The 20,169-nt window shown below is 42.7% G+C and carries 18 protein-coding genes and 1 CRISPR repeat array; of the genes, 3 read left to right on the top strand and 15 right to left on the bottom strand.

From position 1 onward, the window contains the following. Nucleotides 1-256 precede the first annotated feature (256 nt). Complete coding sequence (locus DV702_RS04830) at nucleotides 257-1,600, top strand: IS4 family transposase (RefSeq protein WP_114923731.1); 1,344 nt, start codon at nucleotides 257-259, stop codon at nucleotides 1,598-1,600. Between the two features lie 163 nt (nucleotides 1,601-1,763). On the opposite strand, the gene yghU is transcribed toward DV702_RS04830, so the two are convergent. Beyond that, nucleotides 1,764-2,555, bottom strand: coding sequence for a glutathione-dependent disulfide-bond oxidoreductase (gene yghU / locus DV702_RS04825; RefSeq protein ID WP_114923730.1), 792 nt, complete (start codon nucleotides 2,553-2,555; stop codon nucleotides 1,764-1,766). Nucleotides 2,556-2,900: 345 nt separating this feature from the next. Further along, nucleotides 2,901-7,722: a CRISPR direct-repeat array (repeat unit 33 nt; unit sequence GTCGCTCTCTGTATGGAGAGCGTGGATTGAAAT). Between the two features lie 86 nt (nucleotides 7,723-7,808). Continuing rightward, nucleotides 7,809-8,021: an alpha/beta-type small acid-soluble spore protein gene (locus tag DV702_RS04820; RefSeq protein WP_114923729.1), complete on the bottom strand. Its 213-nt coding sequence runs from the start codon at nucleotides 8,019-8,021 to the stop codon at nucleotides 7,809-7,811. A gap of 322 nt (nucleotides 8,022-8,343) precedes the next feature. Between DV702_RS04820 and adhP the strand changes: the two genes are divergently transcribed. After that, entirely contained in the window at nucleotides 8,344-9,357 is a 1,014-nt protein-coding gene (gene adhP / locus DV702_RS04815; RefSeq protein WP_114925839.1) for an alcohol dehydrogenase AdhP, read from the top strand. Nucleotides 9,358-9,508: 151 nt separating this feature from the next. Next, nucleotides 9,509-10,210 (top strand): hypothetical protein, encoded by a 702-nt coding sequence (locus tag DV702_RS04810; RefSeq protein WP_114923728.1) that lies wholly within the window; start codon nucleotides 9,509-9,511, stop codon nucleotides 10,208-10,210. Between the two features lie 53 nt (nucleotides 10,211-10,263). Here the strand turns inward: DV702_RS04810 and DV702_RS04805 are convergent, their stop codons facing one another. The 13 genes from DV702_RS04805 to DV702_RS04750 all read right to left on the bottom strand — a co-directional run bounded on the left by DV702_RS04805 (nucleotide 10,264) and on the right by DV702_RS04750 (nucleotide 19,916). Next, the gene (locus DV702_RS04805; RefSeq protein ID WP_162805716.1) at nucleotides 10,264-10,593 is read right to left on the bottom strand and encodes a hypothetical protein; all 330 of its coding nucleotides are present in this window, start codon (nucleotides 10,591-10,593) and stop codon (nucleotides 10,264-10,266) included. 16 nt (nucleotides 10,594-10,609) lie between these two features. Then, a complete protein-coding gene (locus DV702_RS04800; protein ID WP_114923726.1) occupies nucleotides 10,610-11,227 on the bottom strand; it encodes a hypothetical protein in 618 nt (205 codons plus the stop codon). 142 nt (nucleotides 11,228-11,369) lie between these two features. After that, the gene (locus DV702_RS04795; RefSeq protein WP_240315681.1) at nucleotides 11,370-12,131 is read right to left on the bottom strand and encodes a class I SAM-dependent methyltransferase; all 762 of its coding nucleotides are present in this window, start codon (nucleotides 12,129-12,131) and stop codon (nucleotides 11,370-11,372) included. Nucleotides 12,132-12,222: 91 nt separating this feature from the next. Continuing rightward, nucleotides 12,223-13,062 carry an ABC transporter permease gene (locus DV702_RS04790; protein ID WP_114923724.1) on the bottom strand — a complete coding sequence of 280 codons (840 nt, stop codon included), beginning with the start codon at nucleotides 13,060-13,062 and terminating at the stop codon, nucleotides 12,223-12,225. Continuing rightward, complete coding sequence (locus DV702_RS04785) at nucleotides 13,059-13,952, bottom strand: ABC transporter ATP-binding protein (protein ID WP_114923723.1); 894 nt, start codon at nucleotides 13,950-13,952, stop codon at nucleotides 13,059-13,061. The genes DV702_RS04790 and DV702_RS04785 overlap by 4 nt, the downstream gene beginning before the upstream one ends. Nucleotides 13,953-14,021: 69 nt before the next feature. Next, the gene (locus DV702_RS04780) at nucleotides 14,022-14,348 is read right to left on the bottom strand and encodes a hypothetical protein (RefSeq protein WP_162805715.1); all 327 of its coding nucleotides are present in this window, start codon (nucleotides 14,346-14,348) and stop codon (nucleotides 14,022-14,024) included. A 293-nt stretch (nucleotides 14,349-14,641) separates the two neighbouring features. After that, a complete protein-coding gene (locus DV702_RS04775; RefSeq protein WP_114923721.1) occupies nucleotides 14,642-15,883 on the bottom strand; it encodes an S-layer homology domain-containing protein in 1,242 nt (413 codons plus the stop codon). 341 nt (nucleotides 15,884-16,224) lie between these two features. Beyond that, on the bottom strand, nucleotides 16,225-16,716 hold the full coding sequence (locus tag DV702_RS04770) for a hypothetical protein (protein WP_114923720.1): 492 nt from the start codon (nucleotides 16,714-16,716) through the stop codon (nucleotides 16,225-16,227). 15 nt (nucleotides 16,717-16,731) lie between these two features. Beyond that, on the bottom strand, nucleotides 16,732-16,869 hold the full coding sequence (locus DV702_RS16775; RefSeq protein WP_162805714.1) for a hypothetical protein: 138 nt from the start codon (nucleotides 16,867-16,869) through the stop codon (nucleotides 16,732-16,734). A gap of 29 nt (nucleotides 16,870-16,898) precedes the next feature. Next, complete coding sequence (locus DV702_RS04765; RefSeq protein WP_114923719.1) at nucleotides 16,899-17,366, bottom strand: hypothetical protein; 468 nt, start codon at nucleotides 17,364-17,366, stop codon at nucleotides 16,899-16,901. 15 nt (nucleotides 17,367-17,381) lie between these two features. After that, nucleotides 17,382-18,629 (bottom strand): replicative DNA helicase, encoded by a 1,248-nt coding sequence (locus DV702_RS04760; RefSeq protein ID WP_114923718.1) that lies wholly within the window; start codon nucleotides 18,627-18,629, stop codon nucleotides 17,382-17,384. 3 nt (nucleotides 18,630-18,632) lie between these two features. Next, nucleotides 18,633-19,418 (bottom strand): conserved phage C-terminal domain-containing protein, encoded by a 786-nt coding sequence (locus tag DV702_RS04755; RefSeq protein ID WP_114923717.1) that lies wholly within the window; start codon nucleotides 19,416-19,418, stop codon nucleotides 18,633-18,635. A 162-nt stretch (nucleotides 19,419-19,580) separates the two neighbouring features. Continuing rightward, nucleotides 19,581-19,916 (bottom strand): hypothetical protein, encoded by a 336-nt coding sequence (locus DV702_RS04750; protein ID WP_114923716.1) that lies wholly within the window; start codon nucleotides 19,914-19,916, stop codon nucleotides 19,581-19,583. Between the last annotated feature and the right edge of the window lie 253 nt (nucleotides 19,917-20,169).

Genomic DNA, 20,169 nt, shown 5'->3' with positions numbered 1-20,169 from the left:
ATGGTAGATTCCCCATCCTACGAATCACTATTGCAGTCACTACGTTAAAAAAGCGTAAAGGATGAAGTATCCTTTACGCTTTTTGCATGTTATGTCGCAGCCTCACCTTACTTTAAAAATTACTTACTTAGCGATAGATACTCTCATATACGTCAACTTAAGAAAAATTTAGTACTTTACGATTGATTCCCTTTATTTGTTGGTATATATCTTTAACACACCAAATATAAGGAGGTATACATCATGAAGCCTAAACATCCTTTTTACCAGCAGCGTCGATTGTTTACTCTTCTGTCACCCAAAAGAACTTTCCTCTATCGCTAGAGAGACAAAGTTTATTCAACGGAAACGCAAGCTGGATATAAATACTTTTCTTCAACTTCTCTTTGCCGAGCCGGGTAAGATCGCAGAAAGTTCATTAACTCATCTGTGTGCGAAGCTGGCCAAACCGAGTCTGACGCTCTCTAAGCAAGCACTGGATAAACGGTTTAACGAACACGCGGTTCAGTTCATGGAACGGATCTTTCTCCGATTGTTTGAAAGTCAATCCAAATTGGCCTTCTCTAAGCTTCCCATCGCCACCACATACCCGTTTAGAAGCATGAGGATTTTGGATGGCAGCTCCGTGAAATTGCCTGACGCGCTTCACGTCATGTTCCCCGGGACCACGGGTGCAGGTGTCAAGTGTCAATTAGAATTTGATTATCTTACAGGAAAGTTTTGTTATGTTGAACTCCAGCCTGGAAAAGCGGGAGATTCTCTTTCAGGACTCAGCCGTTTAGAAAACGTGCAGAAAGATGATCTGCTTCTTCAAGATCTGGGCTATTTCAAATGTGATCTGTTTAGGGAAATTGAACAAAAAGAAGCATTTTATGTATCACGTGCACGTGCAGATACTATGTTTTATGTGGATTCGCCTCATCCCCGTTATCACAAAAACGGAGAGATTATGAAAAAGTACGCTCATATACGATTGTTTCTAGAAGAGGAAATACAGACCATGAAACCAGGAGAAAGCAGAGAATTCCCGCGCGTATATATAGGTAAGCACGAGAGAATGCCCTCTCGCTTAGTAATCTATCGGATGACGGCGGAAGAACAAAAACGTCAGGAATTTCGTATTAAGCGACGCAAACAGACAAAGCCGGGAAAAATTAAACAAAAAGTAAAAGACTTGTCTGGCATATCTATCTATGTGACTAATCTGCCAGCAGAAATTCCAGCGTCGGAAATCTGTTCACTCTATCGCTACAGATGGCAAATTGAGCTCCTCTTCAAGTCATGGAAGTCTGACTTAGGGGTAGCACGTTATCGAAATATGAAGGCAGAAAGATGGCTGTGTCATTTGTATGCGGAGTTAATTATATTCCTATTGAGTGTGCTGCTTACGTATCAAATACGTCATTATTTCTGGAAAGAGAAACAACTGATTCTAAGTGAGCGGATTGGAATCCGAGAAGTGAGTGAACGGGTGTGGAAACTTTGGCAGGCACGTGCTTCTCCCAAGTGGAGGGAAGTGATGGACGAGTTACTCAATATATTAGCCAGCAATGGCCCGAAAAACGTAAAGAAACCCGGTCCTATTCACTGGCTAACATAAACACACCTATTTTTTAAAAAAGAACATACAGGGGTTTATTTACTATGCCTTCAAATCCATAAAGTGAAAGGTTACTAAAGACATTCCCGTATTCCTATAAATTCAAACCATACAAATCAAGAAGTGGAACGTCACTTGACGAGTAAAAACGAAGGAATAAACCTTAAGTTGACGTATATGATAGATACTCTACCGCAAGACCTTTTTGAACGCCAGGTCGTTTTTCGATACGTTGAGACCATTCCAAGAGATGGGTATATTCATCCATGTCCAAAAATTCATACGAGCCTTCATACAACTTCCCTAAAGCTAGACGTCCGTACCAAGACCATATGGCGATATCTGCAATCGTATACGTATCACCCGCAATATAAGAACGCTTAGCTAATGTGTTATTCAGTAAGTCTAGTTGACGTTTCGTTTCCATAGTAAAACGATCAATCGGATATTTCATAGGTTCCGGCGCATAAGCGAAAAAGTGGCCAAACCCTCCACCAATATAAGGACCCGCCCCAATTTGCCAGAATAGCCAATTAAGGGTTTCTGTTCGTCCATGTATATCTGTCGGAATCAGTTGTTTGAATTTCTCAGCCAAGTACAGCAAAATCGATCCTGATTCAAAAATCTCCACACGCGGACTTTGACTTTGATCGACCAAGGCAGGAATCTTGGAGTTAGGATTGATCTTGACAAAATCTGAACCAAATTGTTCTTGCGCTCCAATATTGATTTCATATACATCATAATCTGCACCGTCAACATCCAATTCTTTTAACTCTTCCAGCATAATTGTCACTTTTATACCGTTTGGAGTTCCCAGTGAATAGAGTTGGAGCGGTGCCTCTCCGACTGGTAACGTTTGCTCAAACCGTTCACCCGCTGTCGGACGATTCCCCCATCTATTTGAATTCTCTTCTTCCCACTTCCATACGTTTGGTAATTCATATTTTGTCATAGTAACGCCTCCTATTATGTAGTGACTCTATCATACTAACAGCGTGAAACTATTCCAACTGTTTGGTTTGCTGGCTGTTTGTATGATAGCTAGTTCTTAAAAAGTACTTGTGTAAGAAACAGTATTGATCTATATGAGCTTTTTCTTTCTGTGGGTTTGTAGTAAAAGGGTATGGTTCTACTTTTTTCACATTTGAATGTGCGAACCCTAAGTGCCCACGAAATCACCAGGAGGTTCGCGCATTTTTCTGGCGTTTTCCAACAGAAAATAACCTCTAATTGATAGACTATTCATTTTTTTCACTTTATGTAGTACACTGGGAGGGAGAAGATACAACATCTCGTAGTCGCTCTCTGTATGGAGAGCGTGGATTGAAATTACTGGAGATAATTTTAAGCGGCACGCCACAGAAGGTCGCTCTCTGTATGGAGAGCGTGGATTGAAATCCGCAAAATCAATCACATCTATGCCGCCTGCGTGGTCGCTCTCTGTATGGAGAGCGTGGATTGAAATAGTTTTACCAGGATACAGCCGGGTACCGCGCCCGAGTCGCTCTCTGTATGGAGAGCGTGGATTGAAATAATCGTGTGGAGTTCGAGGGCTATACATATAACTGTCGCTCTCTGTATGGAGAGCGTGGATTGAAATTGCTAAAGTTGGTAGATTTTCGATTCCGATCTCTGTCGCTCTCTGTATGGAGAGCGTGGATTGAAATATCGTCTTACCTCCCCTGGCCAATATTTATAACCGTCGCTCTCTGTATGGAGAGCGTGGATTGAAATTACCTACTTGATGGCGGCGAAATAAAAAATTTAAAGTCGCTCTCTGTATGGAGAGCGTGGATTGAAATAAAAAAATGAACGCCGAAAAGTTGGAAATCGCAAAGTCGCTCTCTGTATGGAGAGCGTGGATTGAAATGAAAATTCGAGCTAAAGGAGAGTGTGAGATTTTTGTCGCTCTCTGTATGGAGAGCGTGGATTGAAATAAGAAAAAAGGTAGCACAGAAATCGAAAAAGTTTGTCGCTCTCTGTATGGAGAGCGTGGATTGAAATATATTTGCCCGGCTTTGGTAATTCAAACCCTTTTAGTCGCTCTCTGTATGGAGAGCGTGGATTGAAATATCTGTTCACGGTGATATTGCTGGATCAACCCTTTGTCGCTCTCTGTATGGAGAGCGTGGATTGAAATACAAGTTAAAATAGATGAATTATTAGATCATGTTGGTCGCTCTCTGTATGGAGAGCGTGGATTGAAATATTACGCTGTTTGATCGAAAGCAAGCATCTGTTAAGTCGCTCTCTGTATGGAGAGCGTGGATTGAAATGACCACTTCATCTCCGAAATCTGCCTCTGCCGATGGTCGCTCTCTGTATGGAGAGCGTGGATTGAAATCTCCGGCTATCTACATTGCCCTTGCAGAACCGACTGGTCGCTCTCTGTATGGAGAGCGTGGATTGAAATTTCTCCGTCGATACCGTATTTTCTGATATCTGATGTCGCTCTCTGTATGGAGAGCGTGGATTGAAATCGATGAATGAGTTACATCGAAAGGCTTGGGATTTGCGTCGCTCTCTGTATGGAGAGCGTGGATTGAAATGGTAACATTGTAAATAGATAAAATACCTTTCAAGTCGCTCTCTGTATGGAGAGCGTGGATTGAAATCGACTGAGTGGTTTCTTTTTACAACTGTATTGGTGTCGCTCTCTGTATGGAGAGCGTGGATTGAAATAGTCGATCGAGTTGGGTGATACGGTGCGAGTAAGTCGCTCTCTGTATGGAGAGCGTGGATTGAAATGCTTTACTGTTAGATAACTTCGGTGCTACCTTTGTCGCTCTCTGTATGGAGAGCGTGGATTGAAATTACTAATAAATGATTTTGCTTTTCCGATGATAAAGCGTCGCTCTCTGTATGGAGAGCGTGGATTGAAATATTACAGCTTGTCTAATTGTGCCTGTTTTATATGTCGCTCTCTGTATGGAGAGCGTGGATTGAAATAAATATAGTTTGTAAATATGTAAAAAGAGTAACCGTCGCTCTCTGTATGGAGAGCGTGGATTGAAATACTTTGCAGGCAACATTGCACAGCTCTTGCAGGTGTCGCTCTCTGTATGGAGAGCGTGGATTGAAATCGAACAAAATACGACAGAAAGGAGTCAGCAACATGGGTCGCTCTCTGTATGGAGAGCGTGGATTGAAATCAAGACTTCGCTTTCGCGCGTGCGTCTGCTGGGCCGTCGCTCTCTGTATGGAGAGCGTGGATTGAAATATCGTGTACGTGCATAACAATTCGGTAACCTGCTTGTCGCTCTCTGTATGGAGAGCGTGGATTGAAATTCTAGGGAATGGTAACGATGATAAACGACTAAGAGGTCGCTCTCTGTATGGAGAGCGTGGATTGAAATCGTGACTAGGAGTCATAGGGTTAGGGCTGAACGACGTCGCTCTCTGTATGGAGAGCGTGGATTGAAATTCTAGGGAATGGTAACGATGATAAACGACTAAGAGGTCGCTCTCTGTATGGAGAGCGTGGATTGAAATCGTGACTAGGAGTCATAGGGTTAGGGCTGAACGACGTCGCTCTCTGTATGGAGAGCGTGGATTGAAATAACCATAACTGGGACAACGTACTAGGACGCACAAGTCGCTCTCTGTATGGAGAGCGTGGATTGAAATTAGTGTCCATGTATCCGTTGCGTCATCCCAATTGGTCGCTCTCTGTATGGAGAGCGTGGATTGAAATTTCCTTGCTGATGTATAGATGTTTATGGTCCTCTGTCGCTCTCTGTATGGAGAGCGTGGATTGAAATTTTATCAAGAGCAACAAGAACAACAACTTTTGTCGTCGCTCTCTGTATGGAGAGCGTGGATTGAAATACCGTATCCGAAGTTAGTAATACTTTTTTTATTCGTCGCTCTCTGTATGGAGAGCGTGGATTGAAATTCATCAGGTACAATCTCGCCTGTGTTTGTCCTAAAGTCGCTCTCTGTATGGAGAGCGTGGATTGAAATCATGCGGATGATTTATTGTATTATGCAGCGGCCGCGTCGCTCTCTGTATGGAGAGCGTGGATTGAAATAACGTGCCGATCGAGTCGATTGATAAAGGTTCGGGTCGCTCTCTGTATGGAGAGCGTGGATTGAAATCTTTATTCCCGAAGATCGACTGTTTGAGCGTATGAGTCGCTCTCTGTATGGAGAGCGTGGATTGAAATATCCGGTTGTTCGCGTGTCCAACCGCTTCTTAAAGTCGCTCTCTGTATGGAGAGCGTGGATTGAAATATTGTGTGAGTGTTTAAACATAAACCCGATTTCCGTCGCTCTCTGTATGGAGAGCGTGGATTGAAATAATAGCCGAGAAATCCGAGACGATGAGGCGGTTACGTCGCTCTCTGTATGGAGAGCGTGGATTGAAATCCTGGGCTGTAGTTGCCATTCACGTTGAGTCTTTGTCGCTCTCTGTATGGAGAGCGTGGATTGAAATACCTACTCGCCTTAATTACAGGTGCAAATATCATTGTCGCTCTCTGTATGGAGAGCGTGGATTGAAATTTTTGTCTACAATGATTGTTTTCATTTTTAATCAGTCGCTCTCTGTATGGAGAGCGTGGATTGAAATATTTGGTTTTGACGTGCCTGAGGAAGAAGTTGTCGTCGCTCTCTGTATGGAGAGCGTGGATTGAAATTCCGAGTGTGAGAATCATAGATAACCCTCCTTTTGTCGCTCTCTGTATGGAGAGCGTGGATTGAAATAGCAGAAGGGGATCTCGTTGGCTTCGTTGGTGAGTCGCTCTCTGTATGGAGAGCGTGGATTGAAATTCCGTTAATATGATAAACCGGAGCGAAAGTGATTGTCGCTCTCTGTATGGAGAGCGTGGATTGAAATCTTTGCAGCAGAAAACGACCGCCTAAGCGATCAGGTCGCTCTCTGTATGGAGAGCGTGGATTGAAATTCATGTTTTACTCCGATTTCCAAGTTTTTATTGGTCGCTCTCTGTATGGAGAGCGTGGATTGAAATAGAAATAGCCTTAAATCCAGTGCAAGATTTTGAGGGTCGCTCTCTGTATGGAGAGCGTGGATTGAAATAGGTGTGCGTTTCAATCCAAAATCACCCTTTCTAGTCGCTCTCTGTATGGAGAGCGTGGATTGAAATTGATGTGGAATTATATATTTTTGAGGGAGAATTATCGTCGCTCTCTGTATGGAGAGCGTGGATTGAAATAGCGAAGAAGAGCACGTAATAGACGAATGGCCAATAGTCGCTCTCTGTATGGAGAGCGTGGATTGAAATCTTATTTATTTTTTGACCATATTATGCCAATTTTGTCGCTCTCTGTATGGAGAGCGTGGATTGAAATAATTATTATCACAGTCATTTTGTGGCATAACAGAGTCGCTCTCTGTATGGAGAGCGTGGATTGAAATGTCCCCTGAAACTTCTAGAACGATTTCCTGCACCCGTCGCTCTCTGTATGGAGAGCGTGGATTGAAATATTCGCACGCCATTTTCAGCGATAGAAATAAACTGTCGCTCTCTGTATGGAGAGCGTGGATTGAAATCATATCACCCGATAATACACGTATCTCTTTTCCGGTCGCTCTCTGTATGGAGAGCGTGGATTGAAATTTGTCGTCATAGTCATATACCAGTGATGCGATTCAGTCGCTCTCTGTATGGAGAGCGTGGATTGAAATACTTTATATAAAATAGGTGTATGTAATAGACTGCCACGTCGCTCTCTGTATGGAGAGCGTGGATTGAAATTTCTATGTTCGTGACAACGAACTTTTCTTGGTGGTCGCTCTCTGTATGGAGAGCGTGGATTGAAATAGTAGGTAGTATCGTTCCATTCTGCTGGCTCCTGTCGCTCTCTGTATGGAGAGCGTGGATTGAAATTCGTTCGGACGGCTTTTTTTACAAAACGCATAAGTCGCTCTCTGTATGGAGAGCGTGGATTGAAATCGCGGTGAAATGGCAGAATTTGAATTTACGGACGGTCGCTCTCTGTATGGAGAGCGTGGATTGAAATTGACATGCGAGCGAAGCGATCTAGCGCATCGTTCAGTCGCTCTCTGTATGGAGAGCGTGGATTGAAATTCTGATAAACATACATGCAACCAGATGTGCGACCTTGTCGCTCTCTGTACGAAGAGCGTGGATTGAAATTAAAATAACACCATCAATCCTCCCCCACCACACATAAACCTAAAAGTCCCCAAGCTAATAAAAATAGCTTGGGGACTTTCTATAAATTATTGTGGCATATTTCCATTCATCTGCTGCTGAGCCTGACGCACTAATCGCTTTGTGATTTCTCCGCCGACGGATCCGTTGGCACGCGATGTGGAATCTGGTCCAAGATTAACACCGAATTCGTTTGCGATCTCTTCTTTCATTTGATTGATCGCTTGCTGGACGCCTGGTACTAATAATTGGTTTGAGTTGTTGTTGTTGCTGTTTGGCATGTTTCTCACCTCCTGACACTCATAGAATGGTCGATTTTCGAGAAACTATACATAAGAAAATAAACAGAGTTACATAAAATAAACGTCGTATTAAGTTTATTTTTGTATTATTTTGAAATTTGTTTACATTCCGATAAAGACTTGCTATAATCGATAACATCCTAGCTTCATAGAGGATAAGCTCGTACACATTTGACGTAGACATCATGATTCTTTTTCAGACAAGCACTTGTAGTAAAGGGTACACAAGAAAAAGGAGGAATCATTCATGAAATCAGCTATCGAAGGTAAACAAGCGCAAGAGTCAACAGAACAAACATCGATGAAAGCCGCAATTGTCAAGGAATTCCAAACGAAGTTACAAATCGAGGATACGCCAAAGCCGACACCAGGAAATGGTCAAGCACTCGTAAAACTGGAAGCGTGTGGTGTCTGTCATACGGACGTACACGCGATTAACGGAGACTGGCCGGTAAAACCGAAGCTTCCTCTCATTCCTGGTCATGAAGGTGTAGGTGTGGTCGAAGCGATCGGGCCGAATGTGACGTCTGTAAAAGTGGGCGATCGTGTAGGGATTCCTTGGCTATATTCCGCATGTGGTGAATGTGAGTACTGTCTCGACGGTCAGGAAACGCTATGTCACGACCAAGAAAACGGCGGCTATTCCGTCGATGGCGGCTACGCGGAATATTGTCTCGCAGCAGCTGATTACCTAGCGAAAATTCCTGATGAGTTAAGTTCTGTCGATGCTGCTCCTATTCTTTGTGCAGGTGTGACGACGTACAAAGCATTGAAAGTTTCGGGTGCGAAGCCTGGTGACTGGGTAGCGATTTACGGTATCGGTGGACTTGGACACGTCGCGTTGCAATATGCGAAAGCTATGGGCTTCAACGTAATCGCTGTAGATATTGCAGATGAAAAGTTGGAACTTGCGAAAAAACTCGGAGCTGATATTACGGTCAACGGTCAAAACGAAGATCCTGCTGAAGCGATTCAGAAACAAGTCGGTGGTGCACAAGCGGCCATCAGTGTGGCAGTTGCGAAAGTACCATTCGAACAAGCCTATCGTTCGGTGAAACGTGGCGGAACGCTAGTGGCGGTCGGTCTTCCAAACGAACAGTTGCCGATTCCTATTTTTGATACCGTGTTAAATGCGGTAACTGTTAAAGGGTCGATCGTCGGCACGCGTTTAGACATGAAAGAAGCACTCGATTTTGCGGCGCGCGGAAAAGTAAAAGCGCAAATCGAAACAGCTCCACTCGCTGAAGTGAATACGATCATTGATAAAATGGTCAACGGCAAGATTAACGGACGTGTCGTCTTAACGTTTGATTAATTGGTGTATAGTAAACAAGCGTGTCTTCCTATAAGACACGCTTGTTTCCCTTTCATTTCAATATCCTGTTGACATCTACCCAAGCACTTCCCTCCTTCATTCATATAGTAAGGGTGTAAGGTCTTACAAAATAAATGTAGGGGGAAATTACATGTCAAAAGAAAACGAAAGCAAGGGAATGGATTTACTATCACTTTATAAACAGTCGGGCGCTTTTCCAAAAAAGCTTCAGAACTCGCTCGGTTCTATTATCGGCTTCGATCCTTTCACGCTAATCTGTACCCATCAAGATCGATTCATTGGAGTAGACTCTTTCAGAAGATACTATCAGATCGCGGATTTTTCAGCCGGTGCAGCAAATTGTCGAGGAGTCGTTAGCCCGATCGATGCGACGAATTGTGAAGTCATTTTAACATGTGCTAATGAAGTGCCAAGAGAAGATTGTTCTGCGGTAGATGTGACGATCGGCTATCAGGTCATCATTCCAAACCCAGAAGATTCATCTTGTGCTATCGTCATCAACGATACACAAACATTCTCATTTTACGATTTCTTCAGTGTTTCTACAGACCCTGGAATCGGATGTTCTGTCTGTGCTAGTGATGCGCTAATGATCGCAGACGGCTCATGTGTCCAAGTATATTTGGATTGTTATGTTTCAGCAGATGGATCTAAATTGATCGTAAACGGTTTTGTCATTGACAAGCTATGGAAAAAGGAAAACTTATTCATCGCTGCTCCTGCTTTCAGATTAAACAATACGGTAACTGTAGGAGACGCATTCGACCAGGCACCCGGTCCATGCGAGACGATCGTACCGACGAGCACCGATTTTGACTTGAACGAACGATAATGTATGAGTATACAAGCCGCCACATGTAACATTAAAGTGGCGGCTTTACCTAACTACAAGTTATGTTGCCCATTGTTACGTACATAATGAATGAGTACATTTAATTTTTCTTCAATTGCGGTTAACTGGGCTTTCATCTCGTCCAGCACTTCCTTATTTTTTTTAGATTCATTGGATTCGTGTTTTTCAAATGTTCCGTTTGTACTGAGCGCAGATCGTTTCATCGCTTCAAGCTGTTGTTTGTTTACCGTTTTTACCTCATAAGTATTCGCATTCTCTGGCGCTTTCGGTTCAATCTGCTGGAGAATTTCCTGCAGTTGCTCCATTTCGGGGAATCGTTTCGTTACTTCATGTTGCCATTTGTCTTTATTGCTTTCCGTCACGTACATCATCCTTTCTTCACTCGCGTTCATCCCGTACAGACCGTCTACTGAACTTTTTGTTGATGGTATACGTTCTCTCATGGTTGATGAATGTCCTTTTTCTTTTAAAGGGAGGTGCTTGGTTGCTTTTTTCGCACTCGGGTGGTGTCGGCAGTACTTGATTTTCTAATTGGATACTTTCGAGTGATTGTGAGTTCAGTTTTTGAGTGAGGTCGGCGATTAGTTGTTGGTGTACAGCCAATTGTTCTTCCAATCTTTTTATCGCTAGTACATAGTCTTTCTGTCGTTTCTGTAGTTGACTCATCGCTTGTTGAATATTTTTTACGCGGCTGTACCATTTTCTTTTTGCAAGTTGATGGGATTGTGCTTGTCGCTTCAATTTTCTTTTCATTTGCTGATTTTTCTCATCTGTATACACTTTCATCTGTTGCAGTTGCATAGTTGTTTCATGCCATTGAATGGACTGTCTGTTTGTTAGTCGTTTTTCTAATTCGTCCAGTTTACGTAACGAGTCATTCAGTTGTTGGTGAAACCGCTCAACTTCGGGATCGCTTCTCGAGATGTTTTGATTCACGTGTTTACTAGGTGAAGGATTTTTGTACAGATGGTGATGCTGATTCATGAATACGTTCATTTCCCATAAGCACCTCCCTTTGTTACTCCTTTACAGTAGTTTATGCAGACAATAAAAAAAACGGAACATTTTTCATTTTTCGTATAACGGCACAAAAAAAGCTAGCGAACGTTCCGCTAGCTTCTACTCACTATAATGCTGTTTACTCTGCAGGCTTATCTGCAACGAAACGAAGACGCCAATAATCCACGACCCACTGACCGTCTGTATAGAGAAGCGGACGCAAAATACGTTCACATTCCGTGTAGACCGCTTCTTTTTCATCATTCGTAAGTTGTTTGAACATCGTTTGACTGAACATGTACAGCCAGTTACGGATACCATCTTCACCGACTAAAGGTGTTTGGCGTTCGTAATGCTCCATATGTCTAATGGTAAACCCCGCATCTTCCAAGTGAAGAGTCATTTGCTCTTTCGTCGGAAACACCCAAGGGAAAGCAGCGGCATCATACATAAGATTTAATCGTTGACATGCCTCTTGAATAGCATCGACTATAGATTGAATATTTTTCGCCCCACCCAATTCAGCTACGAAACGACCGCCTGGAAGAAGTGCATGAAAACAATTTTGAGCGACCGCATATTGATCGTGCATCCAATGAATAGCAGCATTTGAAAAGATCGCTTGAAATTGTGGCTCAAAGGAAAGCGTCTCCCCGTTCTCCACACTAAACTGAACCTCCGGATATTTCTCTTTTGCTGCTTCAATCATAGATTCAGATGCGTCTACACCGACTACCGTTGCGCCGCTTGCTGAAATATCATGCGCTAAATCACCTGTTCCACACCCAAGATCTAAAATGTGTTCGCCTGCTTGCGGTTGTAACAATGATACAAGATTGCCCCCATAATTGGAGACAAATTTATGTTTGTCATCATACAATGTTGCATTCCATTTCGTCATGTAGTCCATCCTCCAAAAGTTGTCTATTTCTATCTGCAATCCATTGTATCACGTACAGAGTATTCTTGCTTTGGCATGGAAAACCTTACGTTTATTTACGGTTTCTCACCCAGACGAGTACTCCTAACACAATCGTCACGCCTATTACGTACATCCAAGAAAACTGAGTGGATAGCACATGATCACCCCATTGAAGCTGAACGCCCAGCACTCTTATAATTTCCGCGTATGCTTCGTCTGGCAACAGCTGTTTCATCGGCATTAGTACATCGGTCATGAGCAACTCTCTTAAGAGCACTGTAGATTGTGTCGTTGGAAAAAGAATCATGATTTTTTGCAAGTACGTAGGTAGTATCCCGATCGGAATATAAATACCTGCCAAAAACCCTATCAACGTCCCTACAATCGTGGAAAATCCGCTGAATGCACTCATCGTTCGCAAACTGGATGTGATGAAATAAAACAGCAACGTGTGCATAAGCGTACTAATGAGCAGCACCGCCAACAATGACAACGACAATTCCAATGAAATGGAAAATTTGATGTACGTATAGAGTAAACCGAATACAAACAGCAAAGCAGTGAAAATAAGTCCCATTATAAATGAATAAAAGACATAGGAATACGCTAGTGTCTGCTTCGTAATTTTCGTCAGCAACAGATCCTCACTTTTCTTACCGACGCGGTCTTCGATAAACTTCCCGAGCGCGCCAAGTGGAGCCGTCGCAGTCGTTACAGCTACAATCCCCGCAAACATCCATAGGAAAACAAACGCTGCCCGTTGATCGAATGCAGGTATACTGGAAGAAATATTTTCCGATAAGAATAGTACATACAACGCAATGATGATAAACACCGACAACAACGAAAAGAATACGCTAGCATAATCTTTAAAAAATAATTTCATATGACGCTGTATTAATGTCATCATAAGATCACCTTCGATTTGACTTGTTTTGTCACTTCTAAAAAGACATCTTCTACACTCGTCTCTTTCAAAGTGAAACGATCAAGGAAAGGTTCGACTTCATGTAAAATCGCAATCGCATCGGTGCTTTTCTGAATCTCGACTACTACTTTTTCATGTGTAGTGGAAAATGCAAAGCCGGTTCTCTGCACGACTTCCGTGACTTTTTGTTGATTTGTCGTATGAAGGGTTAACAACATCTTCGTATACGATGATTTCAACTGAGCGGGCGTTCCTTCAACTTCGACTTTCCCATCATGCATAATGAGGACATAATCGACTAGTTCCGCTTCTTCGATATAATGTGTCGTCAGAAAAATCGTCAATCCCTGTTCTTGCTGGAGCTTACGTAAAAACGTCCAAATTTCTTCACGGGACTCGGCGTCTAGTCCAGTCGTAGGTTCATCTAAAACTAAAAAAGCCGGTCGATGCAATAGCGCGCGGATCATATCTGTCTTTCTTTTTTCTCCCCCCGAGCATGTGCCATATACGCGGTCGCGCTTGTCGGAAATATTCGTCAACGCCAATAATTCATCGATCCGTTCATTCGCTTCATGCTTCGACATTCCATACAATCTCGCGCGAATCAGTAAATTTTCTTCAATTGTCAACTCTTCATCGAGACGGTGTGTTTGAAACACAACGCCTGTCACTTCTTGTAAGTTTCCTCCTGTGAAAACAATCTCTCCTGTGTCAGGCTTCAGCAAATCGATGATCATATGAATGACCGTTGACTTGCCTGCACCGTTCGTTCCGAGAAAAGCGAAAGTCGTTCCTTTTTCCACATGAAAGGAAACATCTTTTACTGCTTGGACTTCCCCGAACCGCTTACTCAATCCGCTCACTTTCAGCATAGTATCCCTCCTCTGTTCAAAATTTTTATTGATGAAGATAGCTAGTATTCTAGTAGACAGGCATAGAAGTCAAAGAAAAAATGCCATTGATACAATCACCAACAACACAATCACTACAACGGTTTTGCCATTTTCACGCGGTGTATTATGTTTCCATTGACGCGATAAATCAAAAGAAAACCCGATGAGACAGATAACGATCGCTGTCCCTCCAACCGCCACATTCCTGTAAATTACCCAACCGAGTAAAAATAAGACGAGTCCAATCGTAGGCAGCAATTCCATAATAAAAACAATAGGTCGCTTTCGCTGCTCTTCCGTCAGAGCCTTTACATCTTTACGCAACGCGATTCCATACAATACGAGTACAACCGCCGCCACCGTAAATTTTATCATCGCCACCAACAAACAGCACATCCCTTATACGTTTTCTTCTCAAAACAGAATTTTTTCTATTATATCATGAAAAGTAGCAGACTAAAAAACAACACAGCACTTACCAACATTGGCATATACTGTGTTGTTTCCTCGGCTGACTGTCGCTTATAGATCTTACTGAATAGGCACCGCAGTAAAAAGCGTATAATATTTCAGCCCAAGCAAAACTAATAATATTATCGCAAACACCAATAACCATTTTCTCATGACTACTCCTCCCTCAACGACCTAGGGATTACTGAGGTTTAATGTTAATTAATCAGACCACTATCAGAGTTGATAGTAACATAGTGTAGACCAAGGTGACTATCAATCATGAATTTATATTTATCAAACGTATACTTTTCATGAGTCATATAATCTTCGCCGGTCACTTGACTTTTTGAAACATATGTTATTCGTACATTTTGAAATCCGTGGCGATCATAATCATCCTGAATGGCGAACTTCGCTTCATCTACAGTCAGTTGGAAGTTCTTTGTACCTGGGAACTCTACATCATAACTTGAAATCTTCCATTGACCCGCATCCTTTATAAACACCGCATGTACAAATCCTCCCTTATCATCATGTAAATTCCGGAATTGGATCGTAGACACATGCAGGACGTCCGGATCAGGTTTTGAGTACTCTAAGCGTAATTTCACTTCTGTATGAAGTGTATCATTTACGTAAGGTAAGTAGTCAAACTCCCCTCTATACACGCCTCCGATTATTTCATCGACGTAGCGCGGAGTCGCATAGTGGAGAAATTCAGATCGTACTTGATTGAACGTTTGATGATTTTCTTCACTTAGATGAAACGTTCGTTCAATTAAAGAAGTTAAGCGGAATAATTTATCCAGTGCTTCTTTCTTAACTAATGCATCACCAGTCGGTTGTGCTGTATTTGCTTGCATCGCCCGGTAAAGAAACTCTGCGTAATGAGCACGCGTCACTTTTTCATTTGGCTTAAATTGTCCTCTATCCCCACTCGCTACATGATTCGCGTATAATGCATTCGCATGGACATATCCCCAATGAGTAACGAGCAGATCCGAAAATCCTGCATGTTCTGTCATATTGAAGTCAAATGCCAAATCCAGCATCTTCGCCATCTGAATCCGTGTTAGAGAAGACTCAGGATTAAATTTCCCGTTCGCTCCGCTGACAATGCCTTGATCGTACAGTTTCATAATCGGTGCATAGTACGCATGACTTTTTGGAACGTCCGAAAAAACAGCTCGTTGGGTGGTCGGTTGCGGGAACTTCAATGCTTTATCGAGCAATACCGCCACATGCTTCCGGCTGACGGGCTCCTGCGGGCGAAAACTTCCATCAGGATAGCCGCTAATAAACCCCGCCTTCTGCATTTCCTGAATGGCTTTGTAGTTCGGATGCTTCGTTGAGACATCTTTAAACTCTTTCGCAGACACTACACCGGATTCCATATAAACAAACGACAACCCAAGCAACAGTAACGTCCAGAGCGCAACTTTGACTACTTCTTTCAAGTCATTCACTCCTTTGTAGTTTATTGCAGCGACAGCCTCTATCTACTATACTACCAAGGATTAGTAAACTTCTCCATAAGAATTTTGAATAATCTGAAATTAAATGCATTTTTCTTAATAGGTACTTTTTATGAGCGGGCATGGCGGTTCCATGAGCGAGTGCGTAATTCTATGAGCGCGGGGACACTTTCTATGAGCAGATAGTGCCTATTCAACTATTTATGTGTAGCGAATTTTCAATTGTAGCTGTTTTTTATTGTAAAACAAAAACCTCACCCTAATTGGTGAGGTTGGAATTTATTTTATTGAACTGTTACGGTGTTCAATGGAGCAACTTCAACCTACAATCGCTGATCAAAAATCGGTGGTACGGCTACGCCACGTGCAACTCCCTTATGCTGTCGTTCCGCCTCGTCAACCGCCTCCAACACCAACTCGCCAAGCAAGTCTTCCCCACGCTTGAGTAGTTCACCCGCCAGCATCTTCCCTTCTAATACTATGGCACGTTCAGCTACTTTGTCTGTCGCTTTCGCCAGTTGTGCGCGGATGCGTTGGCGCTCCATATTCGCTTGTTCTGCTTTTGCGAGCCAGCTGGCGTCTTGTGCGCTGAGGGTTTGGCGTTCTTGCTCGGACACGTGTTCACCGCGTGCGATTTTTTTCGCGATGTGTTCGGCTTCGAGTCTTTTTTGATAAGCGGCTTCTTCTTTTGCCATTTCGCGCAGCCTGTCTATATGCTGCTGCATTTCAGGGTCGTTTGCAGGTGTTTCTTGTAATGTACGTGGTGCCAACGAACGCAAAGTTTGCTGGATCGATGGATTTCCCTGAATTTTCATAGAATCCCTCCGTTTTTACTTGTTGCCTACTATATCGGCTGAATGGGCGGATTCTTGACGATCAGTCTGCCTCATCACCTTCCCACAGAAACCATATCCTTTTACTGCTTCCACCAACCCAATAATGACCGGGATCAACACTACATCTGTCATGTCCATCTCTCCTTACTCCTATTCACTACCTATCTTCCATACAGCACACGCTCTCCAGCACGGGCGTGACCGAGGTATGCTGGGAAACTTGCGACTTCTTTTTTGAATGTGTAGAGACTTTCTTCTTTTCCTGTACGCGCGCATCTCATTAGCCTGCATAGGAGACGATCAGCTTGCGTCACGTTGACACCTCGTTCACGAAAATATGTGTGATGTAGTTGAAAGACATGTGATGCCGCTTCCGCTACGTAAAATGCGTACAAACCGGGTGTTTCACATTGCATGACGAAAAGTTGGATACGGCCGATGCACAGCTTGTTTTCTTTCATCAATTGATCAACGGCTTGCCGATCGAATGAGACGTGCTGCAGCGTTTGACTGTCGTCTTCCATATGGACTTTTCGCTCGGTGATCGCCCAGAAAATACTATGGGCAGTTAAGGACATGTCGGTTTCTACCGCATAGTTGAATAAATCATTAACCGTAACTATTCTCATTTCCTACTTTCTCTTCTAGTTATTATTTGTCAGTGTACCTGTGTCTTTATAATAGCCAACAGTGAAATTGCCAATCGGTCCGTTGCGGTGCTTGGCGATATACATATCCAATTCATCAGCCGGTGTAGAGGTGTAGTAGTCTTCGCGATACAAGAAACATACAACATCTGCGTCTTGTTCGATATTTCCTGAGTCGCGTAGATCACTCATAATCGGCCGTTTATCTTGACGTTGTTCGACTGCCCGTGATAGTTGCGACAAGACGACGACAGGACAGTTAAATTCTTTCGCTAACGTTTTCAGATCTGCGCTAATTTGGCCGATTGCTTGTGTTTGATTGTCTGCGGGATGTTCCGGTCGGATAATCTGTAAATAATCAATGAAAATAATCGGGCGTTTGTCTGGCGTTTCTTTTATAATTTTTCGAGCTGTTGCTTTTATTTCGCTCACTTTCAACCCACTTCGGTCGTCGATATGAATATTTGATCTAGCTACGTAATCCAAGGCATTTGGCCACTTCTTCTTCTGTTCTTCTGTAAAATGTTTGTGAGGATCACGCATTTTCAAACGACTGTACCATCCTGCACTGGCGATGAGACGATCGGTGATGGACGTTCGGCTCATTTCAAGAGAAAAGATGATCGGCAAATGACCTTGAATGCCGGCCGTTAACGCAAAATGATTCAATGTGTCCGTTTTTCCCATGGAAGGTCTTGCGGCGATAATGATGAATTCACTAGGTTGAAAGCCATTTAACAAATAATCCATACTGTGTAATCCAGTAGAAATACCCGTGAGTTTCTCAAGCGGTATGAAAGGTCGTTCGTATTGGGCGAGTAAGTCCGCTTGGATCGATGTTTGCGGTGCTGTGGAGTGATTCAACTGCAATGCGTCAAAAGCGTTTTGAATTTGTTCGATCGTCCAGTCGTTTTGCAGTGCTTGCTGGAGGATGTGCCCTTTCTCTAGTGCTCTCCACTGCTCGATGACGAGTTCTTTGTATTCGTCAAAACGTGCTGCATTCGCATAATTGTTCAGTTCTGCTAAGTAATTGGCACCGCCTAGTTCTGCAGGTTCTCTGACGACGACTAGCGTAATATAATCTACGGGCTTGTCTTTACGAGCCAGTTCACACATACTCATGAAAATATTTTTATGGAGTTGCTTTTGGAAATACCACTCTTCCATCCCGCTATCCATTATCAAATAATTTTCCTGTAACATCGTGCCTAGTATGCTTTTCTCAGCAAGTTCACTAGTGATCATCGATTATCTCTCTCCTCTGCTAAAATCTAGTACGGGCGGTCGTAAAGGTTGTCTACGTTTAGGAGGTTGGGTAGCTGCTAGACTTTCATTCAAATAATTTTCAAAATTTGTCGGTGTAAATAATGTTGACGGTCGTAAATAACAGGTAAATCGTGGATCATTCAGCCATTGCGACGTTTTATGGTCAATGACTTTTTTGAAATCATCGACTGTGTAGCCTTCCTTCAATCGGGCAGTGATCGACTTTTGTGTAGTAGCGGTTCGGGCTTTGAATTGTTTGTCGGCTTTTTGGTTTAAGTACTCAATGACAGAAACTATAGCGTCGTGATTCATCTCGACAAGATCTTTTGTTTTACTTGTTTTAAGTTCTTTAGTTATTGGTTTCGTCAAGTTGACGAAGTCCATCTCGTCAACTTGACGACATGCAGTTCGACATGTTGACGAAACCTTCTCGTCAAGTTGGCAAGATGTAGCAACTACTTTTTCATAATGAATGCGATACCATTTCGTATTATCAATTTTCATATGATTGTGCTCAGAACTAGTAATTAAGTAGCCCTTGTTTTCCAAGTCATAAATAAGACGCTGAATCGTTCGCTCCGACCAAAAAGGAAACTCCTCCATCCAGTCAATATACGTCTTGCACACCCAACGATGTTCATCCTTTATTTTTTTCGAAACTAACGAACGGAAATGCAGTTGTTGCAAAAAAATTGCTCCGTTCACTCCGACTTCTTTCGCCAGCAACGGCAGTAATTGTAATGGGGTGTCATTAATTAATAAATTCATCTGTGCATCCTCCTCAAATTATGTTAAAAGTGACGGGTTTCCGCCTCTTCACTTGATATATAGAGGGCTATTTGCAGAAGGATACACTTTATGACAATATTTTTTTGTGCTATGAAAATAGTCACGAAAAAAGAGCTGAAGCGAGTAGCTTCAACCCTAGTGTTATCGTGCAGACTGATAGAAAACGATGCCGTGCGACTCACACTTTTCATAATGGATACGGTAACTTTTTTCTTTTCGGTACTCAAGCGAAGAAATCACATACCCATGCTCCTGCAATTTTTTCAAGCCTCGAATAATTGTGTCCACAGACCAAAATGAAAACTCTTCATGCCACTGTTTGTACGACCGACTGACCCACTCGTTATCTTCATACCGTTCTTGTGACTCTACTAACAATTCATGCAGTCGTTGCAACAGCAACCCTTCATTTAATCCTACTCTTCTGGCTGCTGCATTGTTCAGCTGAAAATACGGTTCATTGATTATTAATTCCATCGTTCTTCCCCCTCATTTTGTTATGTGTTCCTTCACTAGCTATATAGAGAGTTTTTTGCACAAGGATACACTGTAGGCAAAATAAAATAGAAGAAACAGCCTAAAGACTTATACTGAATACTTTTTAACCCTAAAAAATGTAAAATTACTTCAACTAAACATTCATTTAGTCACCAATAGGTTTAAAACCAATCATTTCGGCTATTATTACGATAGGCACGATAAGCAACCAAATCAGTCGAGGAGGAATTTT

It is taken from the genome of Sporosarcina sp. PTS2304, from assembly GCF_003351785.1.
GTDB lineage: Bacteria > Bacillota > Bacilli > Bacillales_A > Planococcaceae > Sporosarcina.
Note: the sequence above shows the minus strand (reverse complement) of the source record. Positions and strands in the feature narration are given on the sequence as shown.

Coding starts and splice junctions, on each gene's coding strand:
- DV702_RS04780 (WP_162805715.1), bottom strand. CDS start 14,348: ATGATAAAATTTACGGTGGCGGCGGTTGTACTCGTATTGTATGGAATC.
- yghU (WP_114923730.1), bottom strand. CDS start 2,555: ATGACAAAATATGAATTACCAAACGTATGGAAGTGGGAAGAAGAGAAT.
- DV702_RS04770 (WP_114923720.1), bottom strand. CDS start 16,716: ATGAAAATTCAGGGAAATCCATCGATCCAGCAAACTTTGCGTTCGTTG.
- DV702_RS04765 (WP_114923719.1), bottom strand. CDS start 17,366: ATGAGAATAGTTACGGTTAATGATTTATTCAACTATGCGGTAGAAACC.
- DV702_RS04790 (WP_114923724.1), bottom strand. CDS start 13,062: ATGATGACATTAATACAGCGTCATATGAAATTATTTTTTAAAGATTAT.
- DV702_RS04810 (WP_114923728.1), top strand. CDS start 9,509: ATGTCAAAAGAAAACGAAAGCAAGGGAATGGATTTACTATCACTTTAT.
- DV702_RS04760 (WP_114923718.1), bottom strand. CDS start 18,629: ATGATCACTAGTGAACTTGCTGAGAAAAGCATACTAGGCACGATGTTA.
- DV702_RS04785 (WP_114923723.1), bottom strand. CDS start 13,952: ATGCTGAAAGTGAGCGGATTGAGTAAGCGGTTCGGGGAAGTCCAAGCA.
- DV702_RS04795 (WP_240315681.1), bottom strand. CDS start 12,131: ATGACGAAATGGAATGCAACATTGTATGATGACAAACATAAATTTGTC.
- DV702_RS04755 (WP_114923717.1), bottom strand. CDS start 19,418: ATGAATTTATTAATTAATGACACCCCATTACAATTACTGCCGTTGCTG.
- DV702_RS04800 (WP_114923726.1), bottom strand. CDS start 11,227: ATGAACGTATTCATGAATCAGCATCACCATCTGTACAAAAATCCTTCA.
- adhP (WP_114925839.1), top strand. CDS start 8,344: ATGAAAGCCGCAATTGTCAAGGAATTCCAAACGAAGTTACAAATCGAG.
- DV702_RS04750 (WP_114923716.1), bottom strand. CDS start 19,916: ATGGAATTAATAATCAATGAACCGTATTTTCAGCTGAACAATGCAGCA.
- DV702_RS16775 (WP_162805714.1), bottom strand. CDS start 16,869: ATGACAGATGTAGTGTTGATCCCGGTCATTATTGGGTTGGTGGAAGCA.
- DV702_RS04820 (WP_114923729.1), bottom strand. CDS start 8,021: ATGCCAAACAGCAACAACAACAACTCAAACCAATTATTAGTACCAGGC.